This window comes from Faecalibacterium sp. I4-1-79, assembly GCF_023347235.1.
Lineage (GTDB): Bacteria > Bacillota > Clostridia > Oscillospirales > Ruminococcaceae > Faecalibacterium > Faecalibacterium tardum.
On record NZ_CP094467.1, the window covers coordinates 2975674 to 2995271 of the forward strand.

At 61.7% G+C, this 19598-nt stretch carries 20 protein-coding genes; 2 read left to right on the forward strand and 18 right to left on the reverse strand.

Features of this window, described 5'->3' with window-relative positions:
• From MTP36_RS14695 to MTP36_RS14715, 5 genes are all read right to left on the reverse strand, one after another.
• Positions 1 to 720 (reverse strand): YggS family pyridoxal phosphate-dependent enzyme, encoded by a 720-nt coding sequence (locus tag MTP36_RS14695; RefSeq protein WP_249251744.1) that lies wholly within the window; start codon positions 718 to 720, stop codon positions 1 to 3.
• Between the two features lie 5 nt (positions 721 to 725).
• Entirely contained in the window at positions 726 to 1286 is a 561-nt protein-coding gene (locus MTP36_RS14700) for a TIGR01440 family protein (RefSeq protein WP_097779096.1), read from the reverse strand.
• Between the two features lie 16 nt (positions 1287 to 1302).
• The gene (locus MTP36_RS14705; RefSeq protein ID WP_249251754.1) at positions 1303 to 2616 is read right to left on the reverse strand and encodes an SMP-30/gluconolactonase/LRE family protein; all 1314 of its coding nucleotides are present in this window, start codon (positions 2614 to 2616) and stop codon (positions 1303 to 1305) included.
• 136 nt (positions 2617 to 2752) lie between these two features.
• On the reverse strand, positions 2753 to 3493 hold the full coding sequence (locus tag MTP36_RS14710; RefSeq protein WP_249251756.1) for a glycosyltransferase family 32 protein: 741 nt from the start codon (positions 3491 to 3493) through the stop codon (positions 2753 to 2755).
• A 45-nt stretch (positions 3494 to 3538) separates the two neighbouring features.
• On the reverse strand, positions 3539 to 3676 hold the full coding sequence (locus MTP36_RS14715; protein WP_249251758.1) for a hypothetical protein: 138 nt from the start codon (positions 3674 to 3676) through the stop codon (positions 3539 to 3541).
• 78 nt (positions 3677 to 3754) lie between these two features.
• Between MTP36_RS14715 and MTP36_RS14720 the strand changes: the two genes are divergently transcribed.
• Positions 3755 to 4441: a response regulator transcription factor gene (locus MTP36_RS14720; protein WP_055186656.1), complete on the forward strand. Its 687-nt coding sequence runs from the start codon at positions 3755 to 3757 to the stop codon at positions 4439 to 4441.
• A gap of 19 nt (positions 4442 to 4460) precedes the next feature.
• Complete coding sequence (locus tag MTP36_RS14725; protein WP_249251759.1) at positions 4461 to 5993, forward strand: sensor histidine kinase; 1533 nt, start codon at positions 4461 to 4463, stop codon at positions 5991 to 5993.
• A gap of 73 nt (positions 5994 to 6066) precedes the next feature.
• Here the strand turns inward: MTP36_RS14725 and MTP36_RS14730 are convergent, their stop codons facing one another.
• The 13 genes from MTP36_RS14730 to MTP36_RS14790 all read right to left on the reverse strand — a co-directional run bounded on the left by MTP36_RS14730 (position 6067) and on the right by MTP36_RS14790 (position 19598).
• A complete protein-coding gene (locus MTP36_RS14730) occupies positions 6067 to 6228 on the reverse strand; it encodes a hypothetical protein (protein ID WP_005921947.1) in 162 nt (53 codons plus the stop codon).
• Positions 6225 to 7190, reverse strand: a complete 966-nt coding sequence (locus MTP36_RS14735; protein ID WP_249251766.1) for a pectinesterase family protein — start codon at positions 7188 to 7190, stop codon at positions 6225 to 6227. The genes MTP36_RS14730 and MTP36_RS14735 overlap by 4 nt, the downstream gene beginning before the upstream one ends.
• Positions 7191 to 7283: 93 nt before the next feature.
• Complete coding sequence (locus tag MTP36_RS14740; RefSeq protein WP_249251776.1) at positions 7284 to 9575, reverse strand: serine/threonine-protein phosphatase; 2292 nt, start codon at positions 9573 to 9575, stop codon at positions 7284 to 7286.
• A gap of 183 nt (positions 9576 to 9758) precedes the next feature.
• Complete coding sequence (locus MTP36_RS14745; RefSeq protein ID WP_249251778.1) at positions 9759 to 9998, reverse strand: hypothetical protein; 240 nt, start codon at positions 9996 to 9998, stop codon at positions 9759 to 9761.
• Between the two features lie 35 nt (positions 9999 to 10033).
• Positions 10034 to 11503, reverse strand: a complete 1470-nt coding sequence (gene gltX / locus MTP36_RS14750; protein ID WP_249251788.1) for a glutamate--tRNA ligase — start codon at positions 11501 to 11503, stop codon at positions 10034 to 10036.
• Between the two features lie 157 nt (positions 11504 to 11660).
• The gene (locus MTP36_RS14755; protein ID WP_249251790.1) at positions 11661 to 12104 is read right to left on the reverse strand and encodes a DUF6773 family protein; all 444 of its coding nucleotides are present in this window, start codon (positions 12102 to 12104) and stop codon (positions 11661 to 11663) included.
• Positions 12105 to 12107: 3 nt separating this feature from the next.
• Positions 12108 to 12305 carry a helix-turn-helix transcriptional regulator gene (locus MTP36_RS14760; RefSeq protein WP_015537233.1) on the reverse strand — a complete coding sequence of 66 codons (198 nt, stop codon included), beginning with the start codon at positions 12303 to 12305 and terminating at the stop codon, positions 12108 to 12110.
• Positions 12306 to 12462: 157 nt separating this feature from the next.
• A complete protein-coding gene (locus tag MTP36_RS14765; RefSeq protein ID WP_249251807.1) occupies positions 12463 to 14772 on the reverse strand; it encodes an ATP-dependent Clp protease ATP-binding subunit in 2310 nt (769 codons plus the stop codon).
• Between the two features lie 21 nt (positions 14773 to 14793).
• A complete protein-coding gene (locus tag MTP36_RS14770) occupies positions 14794 to 15489 on the reverse strand; it encodes a hypothetical protein (RefSeq protein WP_249251809.1) in 696 nt (231 codons plus the stop codon).
• A gap of 60 nt (positions 15490 to 15549) precedes the next feature.
• Positions 15550 to 16770, reverse strand: coding sequence for a DUF5711 family protein (locus MTP36_RS14775; RefSeq protein WP_249251819.1), 1221 nt, complete (start codon positions 16768 to 16770; stop codon positions 15550 to 15552).
• On the reverse strand, positions 16767 to 17528 hold the full coding sequence (gene truA / locus MTP36_RS14780; protein WP_249251828.1) for a tRNA pseudouridine(38-40) synthase TruA: 762 nt from the start codon (positions 17526 to 17528) through the stop codon (positions 16767 to 16769). Before truA ends, MTP36_RS14775 begins: the two co-directional genes overlap by 4 nt.
• A 340-nt stretch (positions 17529 to 17868) precedes the next feature.
• Entirely contained in the window at positions 17869 to 18684 is an 816-nt protein-coding gene (locus tag MTP36_RS14785) for an energy-coupling factor transporter transmembrane component T family protein (RefSeq protein WP_249251830.1), read from the reverse strand.
• Complete coding sequence (locus MTP36_RS14790) at positions 18684 to 19598, reverse strand: energy-coupling factor transporter ATPase (RefSeq protein WP_249251845.1); 915 nt, start codon at positions 19596 to 19598, stop codon at positions 18684 to 18686. The genes MTP36_RS14785 and MTP36_RS14790 overlap by 1 nt, the downstream gene beginning before the upstream one ends.

Consider the following 19598-nt stretch of genomic DNA (forward strand, 5'->3'; position numbering starts at 1 on the left):
TTACTTTTTACTGTAATCCCGCTCACCGTAGATGGCGGTACCGATGCGCACAAGGGTAGCGCCCTCCCGAATAGCGTTTTCAAAATCGCCGCTCATGCCCATGGAAAGGGTCTGCATCTCCACGTTGCGGTAGCCCCGCTCCCCTGCCCGGACGAACAGCTGATACACCTGTGCCAGATACCGGCGGTTCTGGGCATCGTCATCGTTTACGGGCGGGATCGCCATCAGACCCTTCACCCGGATATGCTCCTGTGCGGCGGCGGTATCCAGCAGCGGCCAGAGCAGTTCCGGTGCAGCACCGGTCTTGCTCTCCTCCCCGCCGATGTTCACCTCCAGCAAAATGTCCTGCACGATACCGGCCTTGGCGGCTTCCTTCTCGATGGCCAGCAGCAGATGCTCGCTGTCTACACTCTGGATCAGGCTTGCCCGCCCCAGCACCTTTTTGATCTTATTGGTCTGCAAATGGCCGATAAAATGGCTGGGCTTACCGCAGTAAGCTCCGGCATCGTAGTTTGCACACAGCTCCTGCACATGGTTTTCGCCAAACACATCAATGGGCAAAGCCGCACTGGCTGCTATGGTCTGCGCCGTGCGGGTCTTGCAGGCGGCGCACAGCTGCACCGCTGCCGGGTCGCGCCCGGCTTCCCGGGCGGCTGCGGCCATCTTTTCCCGGATCTCGGCCACGGCCTGCCGCATTTCTTCCAAATTCTTTTCTGCCATGTCGCTCAATCCTCCTCGGTATAGCGGGCACGTTCGCCGCCGATCAGCTTCGGGCGGGTGTAGGCACACAGAATGTTTGCTTCGCCGATCTTATTAAGGCTCAGCCGCACCGGCACCGCCACCCGCTTCAGATGCATCCCGATCAGGGTGCCGCCGATATCCATGCCCGCGTTGGCGCGGATCTCCTCCACCGCCACCGGGTCTTTGAAGTTCTTCCAGCAGGTGGTGGCCCAACTGCCGCCCGCATGGGGACGGGGCACGACGCACACTTCCTCCCAGCCGTATTTCTCTGCGGCTTCCCGCTCAAGGATGATGGCGCGGTTCAAATGCTCACAGCACTGCGCCGCCAGCCAGACGCCTTTTTCTGCCAGCACCGGCGCAGCGCCCGCGTACAGCGCCCGGGCGGCTTCTATGCTGGAATCCTTGCCGATGTGACCGCCCACCATCTCACTGGAAGAGCAGCCCACCACGAGCACATCTCCCTTTTTCAGCTTTGCCGCAGCCACCAGCTCGGTCATTGCCTGCCGTGCCTCGGTCTCGATCTGTTTTGCAAATGCTTCGGTCATACAAAAAACACCTCGCTTATCGGTTTGCAGTCAGCAGGCTGTCTGCCCCTGCTGCACCGAAATATACTTTACTTTCCACCGGACACACCGCCGCGCAGCTGTCCTGTGCAAGGCCGGTAAAGGTCTGCTCCCAAGCCCCGGTGGCAAGGCTCACCGCTTCGGCGCAGGGGGCATCTGCCGTGCATCGGAACAGCCGCTCCTGCGTATTCTGCCCCGCCCGCAGGGCGATGCCCCGCAGCAGGGTGCTGTCCGCGTTCTTTTCCAGCCAGCTGCTGCGCGCCCAGCGGTAGCTGATGTACAGCGTGCCGTCCGTGTCTGCCGCCAGCGCACCCGGGTAGCCCGGCAGACCGGCAAAGGCGGCGGTGCAGCCCCGTCCCCCGGCGGTCAGCTCCCGGGCGTCGGCATCCACCGCCCAGATGCAGCGGCTGCCAAGGTCGGAGACATACAGGGTGCTGCCGTCCGGGCTGAGCGCCAGACCCGCAGCGCCCGCTACCCCGCCCAGCACCTTTTCCACCGTGCGGGCGGCGGGGTCGTACACATACACGCAGCCGGTGGCGGTGTGCGCCAGCAGCTCGGTGCGCAGGGCGCTTTCCAGCCCGTTCTCCGCACCTGCCGCCGCAGCCACCGCAAAGTACACCTTGCCCGCCGGGCTTACCTCCACGGCAGATACCGCCCCCAGCGGCGCACCGTCCAGCTGGGTGACCACCTGTTCCACCGCTGCGCCCCAGCTGTCGTGCTTTGCACGGCAGAGGGTACCCCCGGCGGTGGTCAGCTGGGTCAGCCACACATCCCCGGCGGCATCAAAGGCAAAGCCGGTCACCTCGCCCTCCACGCTCAGGATGGCGGCAGCGTGCCCGCCATCGGTGCGCACAAGGTCGCTGGTGCGCTTTTTCAGCGCAGCGCCGTTCCATGCGGCGGCATACAAAAGGCCGTCCTTGGCGCGGATGCAGTCCACCCCCTGATACTCCCCCAGCTCCAGCCGGGTCTTGCGGTCGGTGGAAACTGCCGTCTGCATCGCGCCCGTCTCCTGCCGGAGGTCGGGGGCTTTATAGGCCTGCGGCGGGGTTGCGATGGGGCGGAAGCCCAGCGCATACACCAGCACCAGCAAAATGCCCACCCCGAACACCGTGCTGGCGGTGCGGAACCGCTTGAGCATGGCGTCCCGCTCGGCAGCCATCTGGGCGGCATACTCTGCCCGGCGGCGCGCCGCCATGGCGTTGGCGCGGTTGGCGCGCCGCATCCACCGGTCCACGAACAACGCCACCCGCGGCCCTACCGTGAGGGACGCAATGGCCAGTATGAGCAAAAATTCGATCAGTCCGATTCGCATAAGCGCTTATCCTTATCTCTGAAAAACCTGCGGACAGCGCACTGTCCTTTATCGCTAAAGTATAGCATTCCTGCGCAAAAAGGGCAAGCGGGAACAAAAAGAACTGCTGCACAGCATCGTGCGGCAGCTCCGGCTTTCAGGTCCTCTTTCTCAGCCGTCCCTCGATCCGGCCGCGCAGAGGGCAGTACCATGTATAATAGTGCTTCTTCAGCAGCCGCTGCAAAATGCGGCTGACCGCGCTGGGCTTCGGCTTCCAGCTTTCGGCATAGCGGTGGATGGAGTAGGTCTTGGGCGTTACCCGAAGCTTCCGGTTGTAAAGATCCATCGGGCAGAAATACTCTGCCGGAAAGATCTCCATTTCCGCGATGCTCTGCCTTGTGCCGTCCTTGCGCACGCCCAGTGCCTGCAACACCCTTGTGTTCCGCTCCGGGCAGGGCGTCAGATCCGCGCTGCCGTCTGCCTTTAAAAAATCCAGTGCATCGTAATCCCGCAGCAGCGCCTGCACCACCAAGTTGCCCTTGCGTGCCCCGAACCCCAGCCCGGTGGCTACCTCGTTATTGGTCTGAAAACCCATAAACCCGGGCAGCTCCAGCAGCTCGTCCAGCGGGCGCACCAGCTCCACATCCGTGTCCAGATAAATGCCGCCGTACTCGTACACCACCGCCAGCCGCGCATAGTCCGATACAAAGGCATATTTCTTTGCCTCGTAGGCCTGCTGCACATAGCGGTTTTTGCTGATATCAAAATTCTGCTCGTTCCATTCGATGATCTTGTAATCCGGGCAGTATTTCTCCCAGCTTTCCATACATTTCCGGTTCTCCGGGCTGATAGTCCCACCGCCGAACCAGCAGTAATGGAGGATCTTGGGGATGCTCATGAGCACTTCTCCTTTTTCTCCGCAAATTTCCTGATCGTTACGACCTTATTTTACAAAAGTCCGCATTTTCTTGTCAAGTTTCCCTCCGCGTATTTTGCCGCGCATTCCCGTAAAAAGATTGCCGCCCCGCCGCCCGGTGTGGTATACTGGGTGCAGACGGTTTTGTTTTTCCAAACCATTCACTTAAAATTCACAGCTTTTTCCAATTCTTGCATTAAAATAAAGTCGTATACTGATCTATGATAGGAGGAGTCCTGTTTTATGGCAAAGATCCTGATCGTTGACGATGAGCCCCGCATCCGGGAGCTTATCCACGAGCATCTGCAATATTCCGGGTATATCTGCGAGGAAGCCGGGGACGGCTCTGCGGCGCTGGCACAGCTGTCCGGCGGCGGGTTTGATCTGGTGATCTTAGACCTGATGATGCCCTTTATGGACGGCATGACCTGCCTGCGGGAGATGCGCGCCCGCCACATCAACACCCCGGTCATCATCCTGACCGCCCGGGGCGAGGAATACGACAAGCTGGCCGGGCTGGAAAGCGGCGCAGACGACTATGTGGTAAAGCCCTTCTCCCCCCGGGAGCTGGTGGCGCGGGTGCGCGCGGTGCTGAACCGCACCATGCCCCGCCCCACCGAGGCCGCCGACACCATGACCTTTGGCGAGCTGACCATCGACACTGCCAGCCATACCGTGCGGGTATCCGGCGAGGAGGTGGCCCTGACTCCCAAGGAGTTTGACCTGCTGGTATTTCTGGCCTCCAACAAGGGCATTGCCCTGAGCCGGGAAAAGATCTTGCAGAAGGTGTGGAACTACGACTACTTCGGCGAGGACCGCACCGTGGACACCCATGTAAAGATGCTGCGCGGCCATCTGGGCAAATGCCGCAGCTACATTGCTACGGTATGGGGCATCGGCTATAAGTTCGACCCCGATGCCGCCCGTTGACTGAAGGAGCGTGCGGTTCATGCGGCAAACCACCAAAGCACGGCATACCCTTGGCATCCGCGGGCAGCTGATGTGGTTTTTGTGCTTCATCTGCCTGTTTCTGCTGGGGCTGTTCTGGCTGCTGTCCACCCAGCTGCTGGAGCCTTTGTACACCAAGCACATCGAGACTCAGCTCACCAATCAGGCTGACAGCATCGTGGAGCGGCTGGACGATGCCATTGCCGAGGGCAAGGTGCTGTCCAGCTGGTCCTTCGGACAGCTGTCAGTCAACAGCGATTTTTTTGATAAGCTCACGCTGGAACTGTACACCAAGGGCACCTTGAACAGCTTCTGCGTGGATATCTCGGACACCACCCTGCACACCATTTATAAGATCGAGAACCAGTCCTTCTGCAACCTGCACGGCACCTATCTTTCAGACTCTGCCAACAACGATAAGATCATTGCCACCGCCCTTGCCATGCGCCGCAAGTGCCGCAGCGTGGGCAGCTTTGTGCAGACGCTCAACCCGCCCCGGCTCTCCGGCTCGGCGCAGCTATTGGTAGGGCGCACCACCGCCGACGGCAGCTACACCGTGCTGGTGACCACCAGCCTTGTGCACGTTGCCGAGGCCAGCAAGGTGCTCAGCACTCTGCTGCCGCTGGCAGCGGCGCTGATCTTCGGCTTTGCCATGTCGGCGGCGTGGCTGTTCAGCGAGTGGTTCACAAAGCCGCTGCGCCAGCTTTCCAGCGCCGCCCGGCAGATGGCGCTGGGCAACTACGCCGTGCAGGTGGACAACCGCCGCAACGACGAGCTGGGCGACCTTGCCCGGGACTTCAACCACATGGCTGAGGAGGTGCAGCACGCGGTGCAGATGCAGCGCGATTTGCTGGCCAACGTCTCCCACGACCTGCGCACCCCGCTGACCCTCATCAAGGGCTACGCCGAGACGGTGCGCGACCTGACCGGTGACGACAAAGCCCACCGGGACGAGCAGATGAACATCATCGTGGATGAGGCCGACCGCCTGACCGCGCTGGTCTCCAGCGTGATGGAGCTGAGCAAAGTGACCAGCGGCACCTATAAGTGCGATCGGGTGCACTTTGACATGGGGCAGCTGTGCGATGAAGTAAGCGAGCGCTACGATGCAGTCTGCGCCCAGAACGGCTGGCAATTGCAGCTGGAGCTGCCGGAAGAGGAGCTGCCAGTCTATGCCGACCCGGACATGATGCAGCGGGCGCTGCACAATCTGCTGGGCAATGCCATGCACCACATCGGCCAAGACGGCATTTTTATTCTGCGCGCCTTCCGCTGCACCGAGGGCGTGCGGGTAGAGGTGGAGGACCACGGCCCCGGCATTGCCGCCGCCGACCTGCCCTATATCTTTGACCGGTACTACCGCTCCCGCTCGGACGCCGGCAAGCAGGGCACCGGTCTGGGGCTTTCCATCACCAAGGCCATCTTCCAGCAGCACAGCTTCCGCTTTGGCGTACAAAGCACCGTAGGCAAGGGCACCACCTTCTGGTTCGTCATGAGCGATCTGCCCTATGTGGACGATTTTGAGGGCAAGTGAGCACCCCCTGTGATACAGAAAAAGCACCGGCAGTTTTCCAGATCTTCCAATCGGGAAACTGCCGGTGCTTTTATTATGTTCCACTCTCTGCCGTATGGTAGATGCCAAAGGTGTTGTCCGGGGCGGGCATCTCCACGCGGGAGGCACGGTCGTTCACCGCCCACATCATCGCGCCCATGGCACCCAGCACCACCAGAATGATGAGCCATTTTACTGCATTGGGTAATTTTTTCATTCCGTTATCCTTTCCGTAGTCTCCATGCGGCACTTCTGCCGGGCAGCGCGCAGCAGCGCAGCGGCTTCGGCAGCCGAAAGCGCCTGCACCCAGCCGGGACGTTCCCCTGCGCCCGCACCGGTGCTGCCTGCCTCGGCAAAGCCGGCCAGCGCCGTGTCGGTGCGGTCGTTCCAGCCGGCAAAGCCCTCCGGCGCAATGTGCGCCCCAAGGCGGCAGTCCAGCACCGCCGTTTTGCCGGTAGGCCGCCACGGTCTGCCCAGATACACGCTGCCCGCCGGGCAGTCCGAGACAAAATCGCAGTCCCAGAACACAAAGCCCAGCCCCTCTGCCGCACCGGAGGGCGCGGTGACCCAGCTGTGCGCAAGACCGTTGTTCACCGTGCGCAGGGTGCAGTGCTCAAACAAGGCGTCCGCACCGCCAAAGATAAAATCGATATCTCCGGCAATTTCGCAGGCGTGGTAATACTGTGCGCTTGCCCGGCGGGGTGCCAGCACCCGCGGGCCAAGGAAGCCGTCCTTCTCCCGCTCCTTCTCCGGCAGAGGGGCACAGAACAAGGTATCCTGATTGCCCAGCAGCCGCACACGGCTGAACGCCGCCCGGGCGCTGTCCACATAGGCAGCGATGGCCTGCCCTGCTTTTACACCGGGGCCTGCGTCGTTTTCAATGGTCATATCCTCCACCCGCAGCTTCTCCCCGCTGAAAAAGGCGGTGTAGCTGCGGAAGGTGTGGGTGGGACGCCCATCCGGGTGCGGCAGCTTGCCGCCATCGTTCCATACCAGCCGGGTGGCATCCATGCCCGCGCCCGCAAGGGTGATATCCTTTTTCTCACAAACCAGCTTTTCCCGGTAAATGCCCGGCGCGATGCGGATGACCGCAGGGCAGTCATAGGGCACCGCCAGCACCGCCTCGGAAATGGTGGTAAACTGTCCGCTGCCGTCGGGTGCAACGTTGATGGTAAGCATAAGCCGCCTCCTGCGCCCGGCGCTGCCGGGCTGAAAAATATGCTTCCAGTATACCCCTCCTTCCCGCAAATTGCAACGGAAACTCTGCCGCCGTTACCCACTCTTTTCCAGCCGGAGCACGGCGGCGGTGATATCATCCGGGCGACCGGTCTTTTGTGCGCGGATGCGGGCGGTCTGCACCAGCGTTTCGGCAAGCTTTTCCGGCGCATCTCCCGCCGCCGCCGAAAGCTCCACCTGCTTCGCCACCCAGCCCGCGCCGTCCACCAGTAAGCCGTCCGATACCAGCACCGCGTAGTCCCCGGCGGTCAGGTGCACCACCCGGCTCTGCCCGTTCACCCCGCCCAGCACCCCCATGGGCAGGGTAGCTTCGCCCACAGCCCGCACCCGCCCGCCGTGCACCAGAAACCCCGGGGCTGCTCCGGCCTTGAACAGCCGCGCCGTGCCGGTGTATAAGTCCACGCTGATGAGGTCCAGCGTTGCGCCGCTCTCGTCCTCGCTTTTCAGCGCCAGCGCCACGTTCACCAGCCGCGCCGCCAGCTCGGCGGTAAAGCCCGCCTTGAGCAGCCGGGCGGTCAGCTCTGCCGCCAGATTGCCATCCACCGCCGCCGGGCGTCCGGTGCCCATACCGTCACATAAGATCATCTGCGCCGCCGTAGGGCTGCAAAATTGCTGCACTGCATCGCCGGAAACTTCGCCCCGGGCGGCTGCGCTTGCCGCCCCGAACACCGCCCGCAGCGCCGGTCTTTCGCTGAACAGCAGGGTGGTCATGCCCTTGCAGGAGAGCACCTGCGGCACCTCCAGCGTGCGGCGGCAGATATGCCCCACCTCCCCCGCCAGCGCCGCCAGCTCCTGCGGGGTGAACCGGGTGCGCGGCAACGTGACGGCGGCATGGGTGCGGCCAAGGTCGTCCAGCGTGACGGCGCACTCCTGCGGCGGCGCACCCAGCCCGGTGAAGAACTCCGCCACCCGGCTGGATTTATAGGGCTCCGGGTCGCCGGGGCGTCCCAGCTGCTCGCTGAGCACCCCCAGTGCCTCGGCTACGGCGCTGTACTGCTCGGTCAGGGCGGTGCGCATGGCCTCGGAATGGATGCGCGCTTCCTTGCGGCTGCGGTACAGCGCAAAGCTGCGCCCCGCCGCTGCACACAGCGCCGCCGGGTGGATGCAGCGGGACAATTGCCCGGGCAACTGCGCCGCTTCCACGCTTCCATTCTGTTCCAGCAGCGGACGCAGCGCTTCCATGCCCGCCATGGTGGCGGTGTATTCCTGCTTCCAGCAGGTCTCCCGCCGCCCGCAGTTAAAACAAAGGGTATCATGTACATTGTCTATGACCCAACGGAAACCTTCCCGCCGCCGGGGCAAGCCCTCGTAGACTGCGTTCACCGTCTCCGCCAGCGAGGAAAGGCTCTGCGCCACGGCTTCCAGCCGGGTGGATGCCGCCGCACTGCGGGCGGGCGCGGGGGCGTTTTCCCCGCTCTGTGAGGGTTCCGCCACCGGAGCCAGCCAGCCGCCGGGCAGCAGGCAGACCACCGCCATGCCGCCGCAGGCGCTGAACAGCAGCCCAAAAGCGTTTCCGGGCGGCTGCACGCAGAGTACCCCGGATACACACCCGCCCGCGTAGGCGGCAAGGGTCTCCACCCGCCGCCCGGGTGCCAGCACCGCCGCCGCTGCCGTGGCACAGCCAAGCCCCGCTGCCGCCGGGGCAAGGGCGGGGTCTGCCGCGCAGAGGGCGGCACCCAGCACCGCGCTGCCGCTCAGGGCGGCAAACTTCTGCGCCCGGCAGCAGAGTGCCAGCTCTGCGGCGGCACACGCCAGTACCCCGGGCGAAAGCCACCCCCACCGCACACTGCCCAGCGCCGCCGCCACAGCTGCGCCCACCAGCAGCGTGCCCATGCCCGGGCGCTCCGGGGCGAATTTGCGCAGCCCGAAGCCGATGCCCGCCGCCAGCAGAGCGTCTGCCGCACTGTACAGCAAAAGGTCTGCCCCGCTGCTGCCCAGCGCAAAGCACAGCGCCATGCCGGTCAGGGTGCCGCAGCCCGCCAGCGCGGCGGGCATAAACCTTTGCGGCAGCAGCCAGCGTGCTGCCACGGCAGCGCCCAGCGCACACAGCTGACACAGGCTGCGCAGTGAGAGCGCCCCCAGCCCATGGAGCAGCAGCCCCAGCGCCGCCCCTGCCGCGCAGGGGGCAAAACAATCCTCTGCCAGCCCAAGGGTCAGCCCCAGCCCAAAGGGCATCAGCGCCCCGTACAGCACCGCCCAGCCGCCTGCAAAGCCGATGCCTACCGCTGCCAGCCGCCGCGCCGCCGGGCGCAGCATCGCCCGTGCCGCCAAGGGCGAAGGCTGCAAGCACCGCCCGTCCGAAGATAAAACACCCATCCGCTCTGTCATAAAAATCCCCCGCTTTCCGGCGGGGATTTTTGTTCTGTTCCCCGCACTGTCTGCATATACTGTAACGCGGGGCAGCGGCAGTTTTTGGCGCGGTGCATAGAACCGCCCCAAACCCGCCCAAAGACGCAAAAAAGCCCTGCGGCCGTCATTTTGCCGCAGAGCTTTGGGGGTATTTTCAACTGTTCAGCAGAAATAGCAGATTTTTCTGGAAGTGGACTCCACGATCTTCTGATACCGCGCGATCTCCTCCGGCGTGAAGCCGTGCACCTCCTGCCAGTCATAGCCCGGCAGCCAGCACACTGCTGAGTGGAAACAATCTTCTGCATCCGGTTTTTCAAGGTACACCTTCACCCGGCCATCGGGCTTCATCTCGGAATGCACGATCTCGGTATCATCGTCCAATGTCATAAACGGGTACATCATAGGTTCCACCTCCCAGATCACTGTACTTATATCACTCAGCCGTTCAGCTTTGCAATGGCATCCTGCACGCGCTGCAGGGTCTTTTCACGGCCCATCATGCAGGCAAGGTCGGTGCCGCCGCCGGGGGTGCGCTGCTTGCCGGACAGGGCAATGCCCAGCGGGTAGAGCAGCCAGCCGTTCTTTTTGCCCAGCTCCTCGGCCTTTGCCTTGCAGACATCGAACACGGCATCGCGGTTTGCAAAATCCAGAGCCTCGTCGCTCAGCACCGGCAGCAGGGCTTCCAGCGCTTCCTTGGCCGTTTCCGGGGTGGTCTTTTGCTTTTTGTTGGCATACAGGCTCACGTCATACTCCGGCATGGCGTCAAAGAAATCCAGCTGCTCGGGGATCTCGCCCAGCACCTCGCACCGGGGCTGCAGGTTTGCGCACAGCAGCTTTTTGTCGATGGCGCTGTGCACGGCGCTGTCGATCCACGGCTCGGCCTTTTTCTGGAAGTCCTCGGGGCTGAGGCGGCGGATATACTCCGCATTGATGGCGCGCAGCTTGAGGGGGTCGAAGATGGCGGGGGACTTGGAGATGCCCTCCGGCGACCAGATCTTGACCAGCTCCGGCAGGGAGAAGATCTCCTGCTCGGCGTACTCGCCGCGGGGGCTCCAGCCCAGCAGGCAGATATAGTTCAGCACGGCCTCGGTCAGGTAGCCCTTTGCCACCAGATCCTGATAGCTTGCATCGCCGTTGCGCTTGGACAGCTTGTTCTGTGCGTCCTTCATCACCGGCGGGCAGTGGATATAGGTGGGGATATCCCAGCCAAAGGCCTGATACAGCAGGTTATACTTGGGGGTGGAGGACAGATACTCGCTGCCGCGGATGACGTGGGTAATGCCCATCAGGTGGTCGTCCACAACGTTAGCAAAGTTGTAGGTGGGCATCCCGTCGGTCTTGATGAGGATCTGGTCGTCCATCTCGCTGTTGTTCACCTCGATGTGGCCGTACACCACATCGTCAAAGCCGGTCACGCCCTCGCGGGGGATCTTCTGGCGGATGACGTAAGGCTCGCCTGCGGCAAGGCGCTTTTCCACTTCCTCCTTGGGCAGCTCGCGGCAGCAGCCGTCGTAGTGGGTCATCTCACCGGCAGCGCGCTGCTCGGCGTGCAGAGCCTCCAAGCGCTCCTCGGTGCAGAAGCAGTAGTACGCCTTGCCCTCTGCCACCAGCTGCTCGGCGTACTGCTTGAACATGCCCATGCGCTCGCTCTGCACATAGGGGCCCACGGGGCCGCCGATATCCGGGCCCTCGTCCCACAGAAGGCCGGTCTCCCGCAGGGTGTTGTAGATAACATCCACAGCGCCCTCCACATAGCGGCCCTGATCGGTGTCCTCGATGCGCAGGATGAAGGTGCCATCCTCGTGCTTTGCCATCAGGTAGGTGTACAGGGCGGTACGCAGGTTGCCAACGTGCATATAACCCGTGGGCGAGGGTGCAAAACGGGTGCGGACTTTATTGCTCGGCATAGAAAAACGCTCCTTTATTCTCATGCAAAAAATTTGCGGATAGCTATGTTTTATTGTACTTATTCTGCGCAGTTTTGTCAATGCAGGATAATATCATGCACCCATGCAAAAAGGGGCTGCTGCATCAAATGCTGTGCAGCAGCCCTTTTGCGTAATATTATTCTCCGTCCTTCGGGTCATCCAGATGCTCGCGCCGTTTGCGTGTCAATGCGGCGCACAGCTGCAGCAATGCAAAGCACAGGATGCCGGTAAAAACACCGACAAAAACAGCACCGACCCAGTATCCACGGGAAAACCCGATGATCAGCGTAACCGCCACCGCAGCCACCAGAGACCACACGGCATTGGCCGGGGCCGTATCCGAAAGGTGGCGATCCCACAGACCATTGCGCAGACACGCGACAACCGTATAGATACAGCCGATCATGAATACGACCCACTCTCCGGCAGCCTTGTCCGCAGCCCCGAACATCATCTGCACGATCCACGCCGCCAGAAGGCTGCCCCACAGCAGCCAGAAGCCATGGCTTTCAATTTTGCGCATGGTCTGCTCCTGCATCTCGTCCAACCGGTTTTTCTTGCTGTATAGTGAAAATTTCATAACTCATTCCTCCCAGAACAGTTCATCCAGTGTCTTATCCAGAATTTTACAGATACTGCGGCAAAGGTTGATGGTGGGGTTGTACTCCCCTTTTTCAATGGCGTTGATGGTCTGGCGCGAAACCCCTGCCGCTTCGGCAAGCGCGCCTTGCGTCATATCCTTTTCCGCACGGGCGGCCTTTAATTTCAGGTTCTTCGGCATTGATATGCTCCTTTCCTGCCGGGTCGGCATTTGTTTTATCCTCTGGACATATAGTAGCATTTACCATTCTAAATGTCAAGTATATATTACAAAAAGTTTTTATGAGCAGACAAAAAGCACCCCGGCTGTTTCCAGCCGGGGTGCTTTGCGGTTATGATTATTTCAGCACGACTTCGCCGTTTTCATCGGCATCCACCACAAGGGTGCCGCCGGATGCCAGCGTGCCGTCGATCAGGCGCTCGGCGGCGGGGTCCTCCACCGCCTTGCGGATGGTGCGGCGCAGATCGCGTGCGCCGAAGCGCCCGCCCTGACTCTTTTGCACCAGTGCCTTGAGCGCTGCCGGGGTGTAGCTGTAAGCGATGCCCTTGGCTTCCATGCCGGGCTTGTACTCGTCCAGCATCAGGGCGGCAATGCCCTGCAGGGTCTCCTCGGTCAGGGGCTTGAAGGCGATGACCTCGTCCACGCGGCCAAGGAACTCCGGGCGTAGGAACTGCGCCAGCGCCTTGCGGGTCTTTTCCTCGCTGCGCTGGGCGTCGCTCTTGTTAAAGCCAAGGCTGCCCGCGCTCTGGTCGCTGCTGCCCGCGTTGGAGGTCATGCAGATGACCGTGTTGGAAAAATCCACCGTGCGTCCCTGCGCATCGTTGATCTTGCCCTCGTCCAGAATTTGCAGCAGAATGTTCATTACATCCGGGTGTGCCTTTTCGATCTCGTCAAACAGCACCACACTGTACGGACGGCGGCGCACCTTCTCGGTGAGCTGACCGGCTTCCTCGTAGCCCACATAGCCCGGAGGAGAGCCGATCATGCGGGACACCGCGTATTTTTCCATGTACTCGCTCATGTCCAGACGGATGAGCGGGTCGGGGCCGTCGAACAACTGTTCTGCCAGCTGCTTGACCAGCTCGGTCTTGCCCACGCCGGTGGGCCCCACAAAGATAAAGCTTGCGGGACGGCGGCGGCCGGAAAGGTCGGCGCGGCTGCGCTTGATGGCCTGCGCCACCAGATGCACGGCTTCGTCCTGACCGATGACCTTCTGCTTGAGCGCGTTTTCCAGCCCTGCCAGCTTGACGTACTCGGTCTCCCGAATTTTCACCGCCGGGATGCCCGTCCACAGCTCGATGACCTTGGCTACATCGTCCATGGTCACCTGAATTTCACTGGCAGCAGCCTGCTTGGCGGGCAGCTCGGATTCCAGTTTGGCGATGCGGGTCTTGCGCTCGGCTACGCGCTCGTAGTCGATGGCTTCGTTCACATCCGCGCTTTCCATCTCGGCTTCTTCCTGCTTCAGGGCGTCCAGCTCCTTCTGCATCCCCAGATACTCGGAGATGACCGGGTGTGCCAGATTGCAGCAGGCGCAGGCTTCGTCCAGCAGGTCGATGGCCTTATCCGGCAGAAAACGGTCGGTGATATAGCGCTCGCTCAGGGTGACCACCGCCGAAAGCACCTCGGCGGGCACCTGCACATGATGGTGCTGCTCGTAGTAGCGCTTGATGCCGTTCATCACCGCAAGGGTGTCCGCTACGCTGGGCTCTTCCACCCGCACAGGCTGGAAACGGCGTTCCAGCGCCTGATCTTTTTCGATGTACTTGCGGTACTCGGTAAAGGTGGTGGCGCCGATGACCTGAATTTCGCCACGGGAGAGGGCGGGCTTTAAGATGTTGCCCGCGTTCATGGCGCCCTCGCTCTCACCGGCAGAGGTGATGGTGTGGATCTCGTCAATGAACAGGATGACGTTGCCCGCTGCTTTTACCTCGCTCAGCAGACCCTTGACCCGCTGCTCGAACTGACCGCGGAACTGGGTGCCCGCCACAAGGCTGGTGAGGTCCAGCAGAAAGATCTCCTTATCCCGCAGACCGATGGGCACCTGACCCTTGGCAATGCGCTCGGCAATGCCCTCGGCAATGGCGGTCTTGCCCACACCGGCTTCACCGATGAGGCAGGGGTTATTCTTCTGGCGGCGGCTCAAAATCTGGATGGTGCGGTAGATCTCGCGGTCGCGCCCGATGATATCATCCAGCTTACCCTCCCGCGCCTTGCGGGTCAGGTTTTCGCAGTAGGTATCCAGAAACTTGCGCTTGGGCGGCTTTTTGCCGTTTTTGTGGTCGGCCTTTTTTTCGCCGTCCTGCTTCTCCGTGCCGGTAAAGCCCAGCGGGAAGGTGGCATTGCTGCCGGGTACAAGATCCTCGTCCATGTTCTCCGCATCGGCATCCTCGCCGCTGCCGGACATATTCATCAGCATGGAAAGGGGGTTGGAATCGCCCAACTCCTCCATCATGCTCTCCATGCGGTTTTCCATGTTATCCAGATCCTGTTCCGACATCCCGAATTGTTTCATCAGATCGTCCACGGGCTTGATGTGCAGTTCCCGGGCACAGTGCAGACAATACCCTTCCTGCTTCATCTGACCATTCTCCATCCGCTGGATAAAGATGATCGCCGGACGCTTCTGGCATCGAATACAGACCATAGTTCCTCCTTGTCGCCCCTGTTACAAAAAGGGGTTGAACATATTAAACGCTTTATAGTAAAGACTGCTGTGCATCACAGTGTCGTTAAGCACATTCAGGTTGCCGCCGGTGATGACCACAAGCCCCCACACCACGCACAGCACGAGGTATAAGTCCAGCATTGCGGTCATGCCGCCGGTCAGCCAGCCCAGACCCCGGTTGACCGTGCCGATGACCGGGAGCTTATTCACCAGCCCCAGCACGGTGACCAGCATACTGACCAGCAGCCGCAGCACCGCGTAGAACACAAAGAACAGCACCAGCATGATCACCGGGGTGAGCAGCGGCTGCAATACTTTTTCCACGATGGTATCGGCCAGCACCACGGCATTATCTGCCAGCACAGCGTTGATGCTGCGCTCACAGGCCGCCACGATGGAGGCGCGGAAGCTTTCGGGCAAAAAGCCCGCATACTGCTGCGCAATGCCGGAAAGGTTCACCACGCCGTCTGCCGAAAGATGGGCGGCGATCTGGGTACGGAAGCCCCCGGCCAGCAGATTTTCAAACACCCAGCCCGCGCAGGCGGCAGAGAGCTGCCGTGCGCCCAGCAGGCTGATGAGGTTGCCAAACAGCTGCACGATGCTGGCAAGAAAGCCCTTGCGGGCGTAGCGTGCCATCAGCACCAGCCAGACCACCGTACATAGGATATCAAAAAGAAATGACGGATTCTTGAACATACCTTGTTTTCCCTGTTATAAAGATCACTTTCCCCGCAAAAATACCGGTTTCCCCCTCGGTCACCGGGCGCTGGAAGCCGTTTGCTCCGGCGGAGCGATCTGCTGCACCGTGTTGCCGCACAGCACCAGCAGCTGCTTGCCCGCGATGAGCGCCTGCGGACGGACGGAAAGCGTCTGTCCCCACTGATACACCCCATCTGCGGCAAAGCATTCCACACCGCTGTCGGTGAGCAGATAAAAGTTTTGACCCCGGCGCAAGATCTGGTTTGCCGCCGGCACATTGCCGCTGTACTGCACGTTCAGGTCCTTATCCAGCAGCACGGCGGTGCACACCTGCCCGTTTTCCAGCAGCAGGGCGGCGTTTGCGCCGTCCTGCGAAACGCTGACAAGGCTACCGCCGCCAAGGTCGAAGCGCCCCCGCTCGCCGCCGTCCGCACTGTACACCACGGCGCAGTCCTCATACACAGCCAGCACGGTGTCGTTGTTCAGCCAGCCCAGCCATTGGGGCACGCTGCCCCCGCTGCTCAGCTGCACCGGGTCGCCCTGCGCAAGGTTGAGCACAAAGAGATTCGCCTGTAATTGTCCCGCACTGGAGGTGACCGCCGCCACCGCCAGACGGCGGCTGTCGGCGGCAAAGGCCATCCGCACCGGGGTGCCCTGCGCGCTGGTCATATCCCAGTGCAGCTGCTCCGTCATGGTGGGGGTATACACGGTCAGCCGGGCGGTGCTGTCGGCAGAATCGGTGGCCACTGCCAGCGTGCCGGTGTCCGACATGGCGCACAGATAGATGCTGTTTTCCAGCGTTTTGCTGTACAGGTTCTGGGTGCGGCTTTCCACCCGCAGCTCGTTTCCGGAGCGGTTGTACAGCACAAAGCGGGTCTTGCCCGCAGCCAGCGCCGGGCGGGCGTAGCCGCTCTGGATGCCGGCAAGGCGGGTTCCGCCCAAGCTGTACACCACGCAGGCATCCTCGTCCATGGCTACAAAGCTGCCGGACATGGGCTGCACGGCCGTCAGATTGTCAAGACCGGTCTGCTGCGGCCAACCCACCGCCGGGGACAGGGCGATGTGCACCGTATCCACCATGTCTTTTACCCGGGCGATGGATGTACCCACCGCGCCGGTGGCAAACAGAGTGACCAGCGTAAGCACCGCCAGAATGATGACAGTGCGGCGCAGACGGCGGCGGTGCACCCGCTGGCGCGCTGCCTCCAGATATTCCACCCGTCCGGCAGAAAGCGGCTCTCCGTCCGGGTTGCTGCCGCCGCGATGAAGCTTTTTCATGGCTGCTCCTCCTTTTCCGGGTAATCCACACACTTTAAAAACAAGCCCTTTGCGGGCAGAGTGGGGCCTGCCCGGCTGCGGTCCCGGCTTGCCAGAATGGCGGGAATGTCCGCAGCGCGCAGCCGCCCCGCGCCCACCTCGCACAAAGTACCCGCCAGAATGCGCACCATGTTGTACAGATAGCCGTCGGCGGTCACTTCAATGTCCACCTCGTCCCCGCGCCGGGTGACATGGCAGTCCGTGATGGTGCGCACGGTGTCCCCGTGGGCGGCAGCAGAACTGCCCGCCGCGCACAGCGCCAGAAAATCGTGGGTGCCCACGAACTGCTGCGCCGCCGCCTGCATGGCAGCTTCGTCCAGCCGCCGGGGCACCCGGGTGTAGTAGGCGGCGTCAAAGGGCGAGTCGATGGGGTGGTTATGGATGCGGTACAGGTAGGTCTTGGTATGGGCGGCGTACCGGGCGTGGAAATCCTCCGGCACGGTCTGCGCTGCAAGCACCCGGATATCCGGCGGCAGATGCTGGTTGAGCGCCAGCGGCAGCTTTTGTGGCGGGATGCGGGTGTCGGCGTGGAAATTCAGCCGAAAGCCCAGCGCGTGCACCCCGGCATCGGTGCGGCTGCAGCCCTTGATATCGGGCCGTGCGCCCAGCACCGCTTCCAGTGCATCCTGAAAAGTGGCCGCCACGCTGCGCCCGTTGGGCTGCACCTGAAAGCCGCAGTAATTTGTGCCATCGTAGGCAAGGGTAAGTAAAAAGTTCATAGTATAAAACCCTCTCAGGCGCTCCCGCGCCAGATTTCCCCTTTTGTCACCTGCGGTGACATCTTCCCCCGGAGCGGGGGAAGTCTTTCCTCTCAGGGAGAGCCAAGCCGTAAGGCTTGTTGCTAAAGTATTAGGTGTAATGAGAAAGCTTCCGGCAGTGCTCTTGCCTCTCCCTTTGGGAGAGGTGGCACGGCTTAAGCCGTGCCGGAGAGGGCGCACGCCGTTAGCCTTGTCGCTGAAGTATCAAACGCAACAAAAAACTCTCCCACCACCGCCAAAAGCTCCCCCTTTCGGGGGAGCTGTCAAGGCCATCAGGCCTTGACTGAGAGGGTTCTCCTCTTTAATAATTTGGGAACACCAGCCGGGAGGCAAGGATGACAGCAAAGCAGGCGATGCACACCGCAAGGTCGATGTAGTCCTGCTTTTCGCAGCGCAGCACCTTCAGGCGGGTGCGGCCTGTGCCGCCGCGGTAGCAGCGGCACTCCATGGCCATGGCCAGCTCGTCCGCGCGGCGGAAGGCCGAGATGAACAGCGGGATGAGCACCGGCACCAGCGCCTTGACCCGGTCGGTCATTTTGCCGGTGTCCAGCTGCGCGCCGCGCGCCTTTTGCGCGTTCATGATCTTATCCGTCTCCTCGATGAGGGTGGGGATAAAGCGCAGGGCGATGCTCATCATCATCGCCAGCTCGTGCACCGGGAAGTGCAGCTTGCCCAAGGGCTTGAGCAGCTGCTCAATGGCATCGGTCAGCACGATGGGGCTGGTGGTGTAGGTAAGCAGGCTGGTTCCCGCAATCAGCGCCATCACGCGCACCGCCATCAGCACTGCATAGCGCACGCCCTCGGCGTAGATGCTCAAGAACCAGAAATGCACCAGCGGGTCGCCCTCGCCGGAAACAAAGAACAGGTTCAGTACCGCCGTGAATAGCACGATGGGCAGAATGGGCTTCAGGCTCTTGCCGATCATCTTGACCGGGATTTTTGCCACCTTGTACATGACCGCCAAAAAGAGGATGGACAAAGTAAGCCCTAAGGGGTTGGAGGCTGCAAACAGCAGCACGATATAAGCGATGGTCAGCACAAGCTTCAGTCTGGGGTCGAACCGGTGCACCAGACTGTTGCCCGGGAAGTGCTGACCGATGGTGATATCTCGCAGCATCAGACAGCACCTCCTTTCTGTGCAGCGCTGCGGGGCAGCACAAGGCTTTCCCCGGCATCGCGGCGGCGCTTTGCTTCCAGCAGGGTCTTGACCGCATAGGGAATGGTGTACACGTCCGCAGGGACGTCCACCCCCATCTCCCGCAGCTTGAGGAAAATTTTAGTCACCTGCGGCACCGACAGCCCCAGCTCCAGCAGCTCCGGGGCGCGGGCAAAGACCTTTTCCACCGTGTCATACATGGCAATTTTCCTGTTGCTCATCACCAGCACGCGGTTGGCGTACTTGGCAATATCCTCCATGCTGTGGGACACCAGCAGCACAGTGGTGCAGGTCTTTTTGTGGTACTCCTTCACCTCGGAAAGGATATCGTCCCGTCCCTCCGGGTCAAGGCCGGCGGCGGGCTCGTCCAGCACAAGGATGCGGGGCTTCATGGCCATCACACCTGCCACCGCCACCCGGCGCTTCTGACCGCCGGACAGTTCAAAGGGGCTGCGCTCCAAAAGCGCCGGGTCTAAGCCTACAAAGTCTGCGGCCTCGTGGACGCGGCGGTCTACCTCGGCTTCGTCCAGACCCATGTTCTTGGGGCCAAAGGCGATGTCTTTGTAGCAGGTCTCCTCAAACAGCTGGTATTCCGGGTACTGGAACACAAGCCCGGTGAGAAAGCGGAAATCCCGGATCTTTTCCGGGTCTGCCCACAGATCGCGGCCGTCAATGTAAATTTTGCCGCTGGTGGGCTTGTTCAGGCCGTTCATGTGGGTGATGAGGGTGCTTTTGCCGGAGCCTGTCGCCCCGATGATGCCCACAAAATCGCCCTCTTCTACGGTAAAGCTCACGTCGTCCAGCGCGGTCACTGCGGTGGGCAGGCCGGGGTTATAGACGTAGCTCAGATGTTCTACCTTAATGATATCTGCCAT

Bases quoted from the DNA above. Each gene is read 5' to 3' on its own strand.
- MTP36_RS14695 (WP_249251744.1), bottom strand. From the start codon at position 720: ATGGCAGAAAAGAATTTGGAAGAAATGCGGCAGGCCGTGGCCGAGATC.
- MTP36_RS14700 (WP_097779096.1), bottom strand. From the start codon at position 1,286: ATGACCGAAGCATTTGCAAAACAGATCGAGACCGAGGCACGGCAGGCA.
- MTP36_RS14705 (WP_249251754.1), bottom strand. From the start codon at position 2,616: ATGCGAATCGGACTGATCGAATTTTTGCTCATACTGGCCATTGCGTCC.
- MTP36_RS14710 (WP_249251756.1), bottom strand. From the start codon at position 3,493: ATGAGCATCCCCAAGATCCTCCATTACTGCTGGTTCGGCGGTGGGACT.
- MTP36_RS14720 (WP_055186656.1), top strand. From the start codon at position 3,755: ATGGCAAAGATCCTGATCGTTGACGATGAGCCCCGCATCCGGGAGCTT.
- MTP36_RS14725 (WP_249251759.1), top strand. From the start codon at position 4,461: ATGCGGCAAACCACCAAAGCACGGCATACCCTTGGCATCCGCGGGCAG.
- MTP36_RS14730 (WP_005921947.1), bottom strand. From the start codon at position 6,228: ATGAAAAAATTACCCAATGCAGTAAAATGGCTCATCATTCTGGTGGTG.
- MTP36_RS14735 (WP_249251766.1), bottom strand. From the start codon at position 7,190: ATGCTTACCATCAACGTTGCACCCGACGGCAGCGGACAGTTTACCACC.
- MTP36_RS14740 (WP_249251776.1), bottom strand. From the start codon at position 9,575: ATGACAGAGCGGATGGGTGTTTTATCTTCGGACGGGCGGTGCTTGCAG.
- MTP36_RS14745 (WP_249251778.1), bottom strand. From the start codon at position 9,998: ATGATGTACCCGTTTATGACATTGGACGATGATACCGAGATCGTGCAT.
- gltX (WP_249251788.1), bottom strand. From the start codon at position 11,503: ATGCCGAGCAATAAAGTCCGCACCCGTTTTGCACCCTCGCCCACGGGT.
- MTP36_RS14755 (WP_249251790.1), bottom strand. From the start codon at position 12,104: ATGAAATTTTCACTATACAGCAAGAAAAACCGGTTGGACGAGATGCAG.
- MTP36_RS14760 (WP_015537233.1), bottom strand. From the start codon at position 12,305: ATGCCGAAGAACCTGAAATTAAAGGCCGCCCGTGCGGAAAAGGATATG.
- MTP36_RS14765 (WP_249251807.1), bottom strand. From the start codon at position 14,772: ATGGTCTGTATTCGATGCCAGAAGCGTCCGGCGATCATCTTTATCCAG.
- MTP36_RS14770 (WP_249251809.1), bottom strand. From the start codon at position 15,489: ATGTTCAAGAATCCGTCATTTCTTTTTGATATCCTATGTACGGTGGTC.
- MTP36_RS14775 (WP_249251819.1), bottom strand. From the start codon at position 16,770: ATGAAAAAGCTTCATCGCGGCGGCAGCAACCCGGACGGAGAGCCGCTT.
- truA (WP_249251828.1), bottom strand. From the start codon at position 17,528: ATGAACTTTTTACTTACCCTTGCCTACGATGGCACAAATTACTGCGGC.
- MTP36_RS14785 (WP_249251830.1), bottom strand. From the start codon at position 18,684: ATGCTGCGAGATATCACCATCGGTCAGCACTTCCCGGGCAACAGTCTG.
- MTP36_RS14790 (WP_249251845.1), bottom strand. From the start codon at position 19,598: ATGGCAGATATCATTAAGGTAGAACATCTGAGCTACGTCTATAACCCC.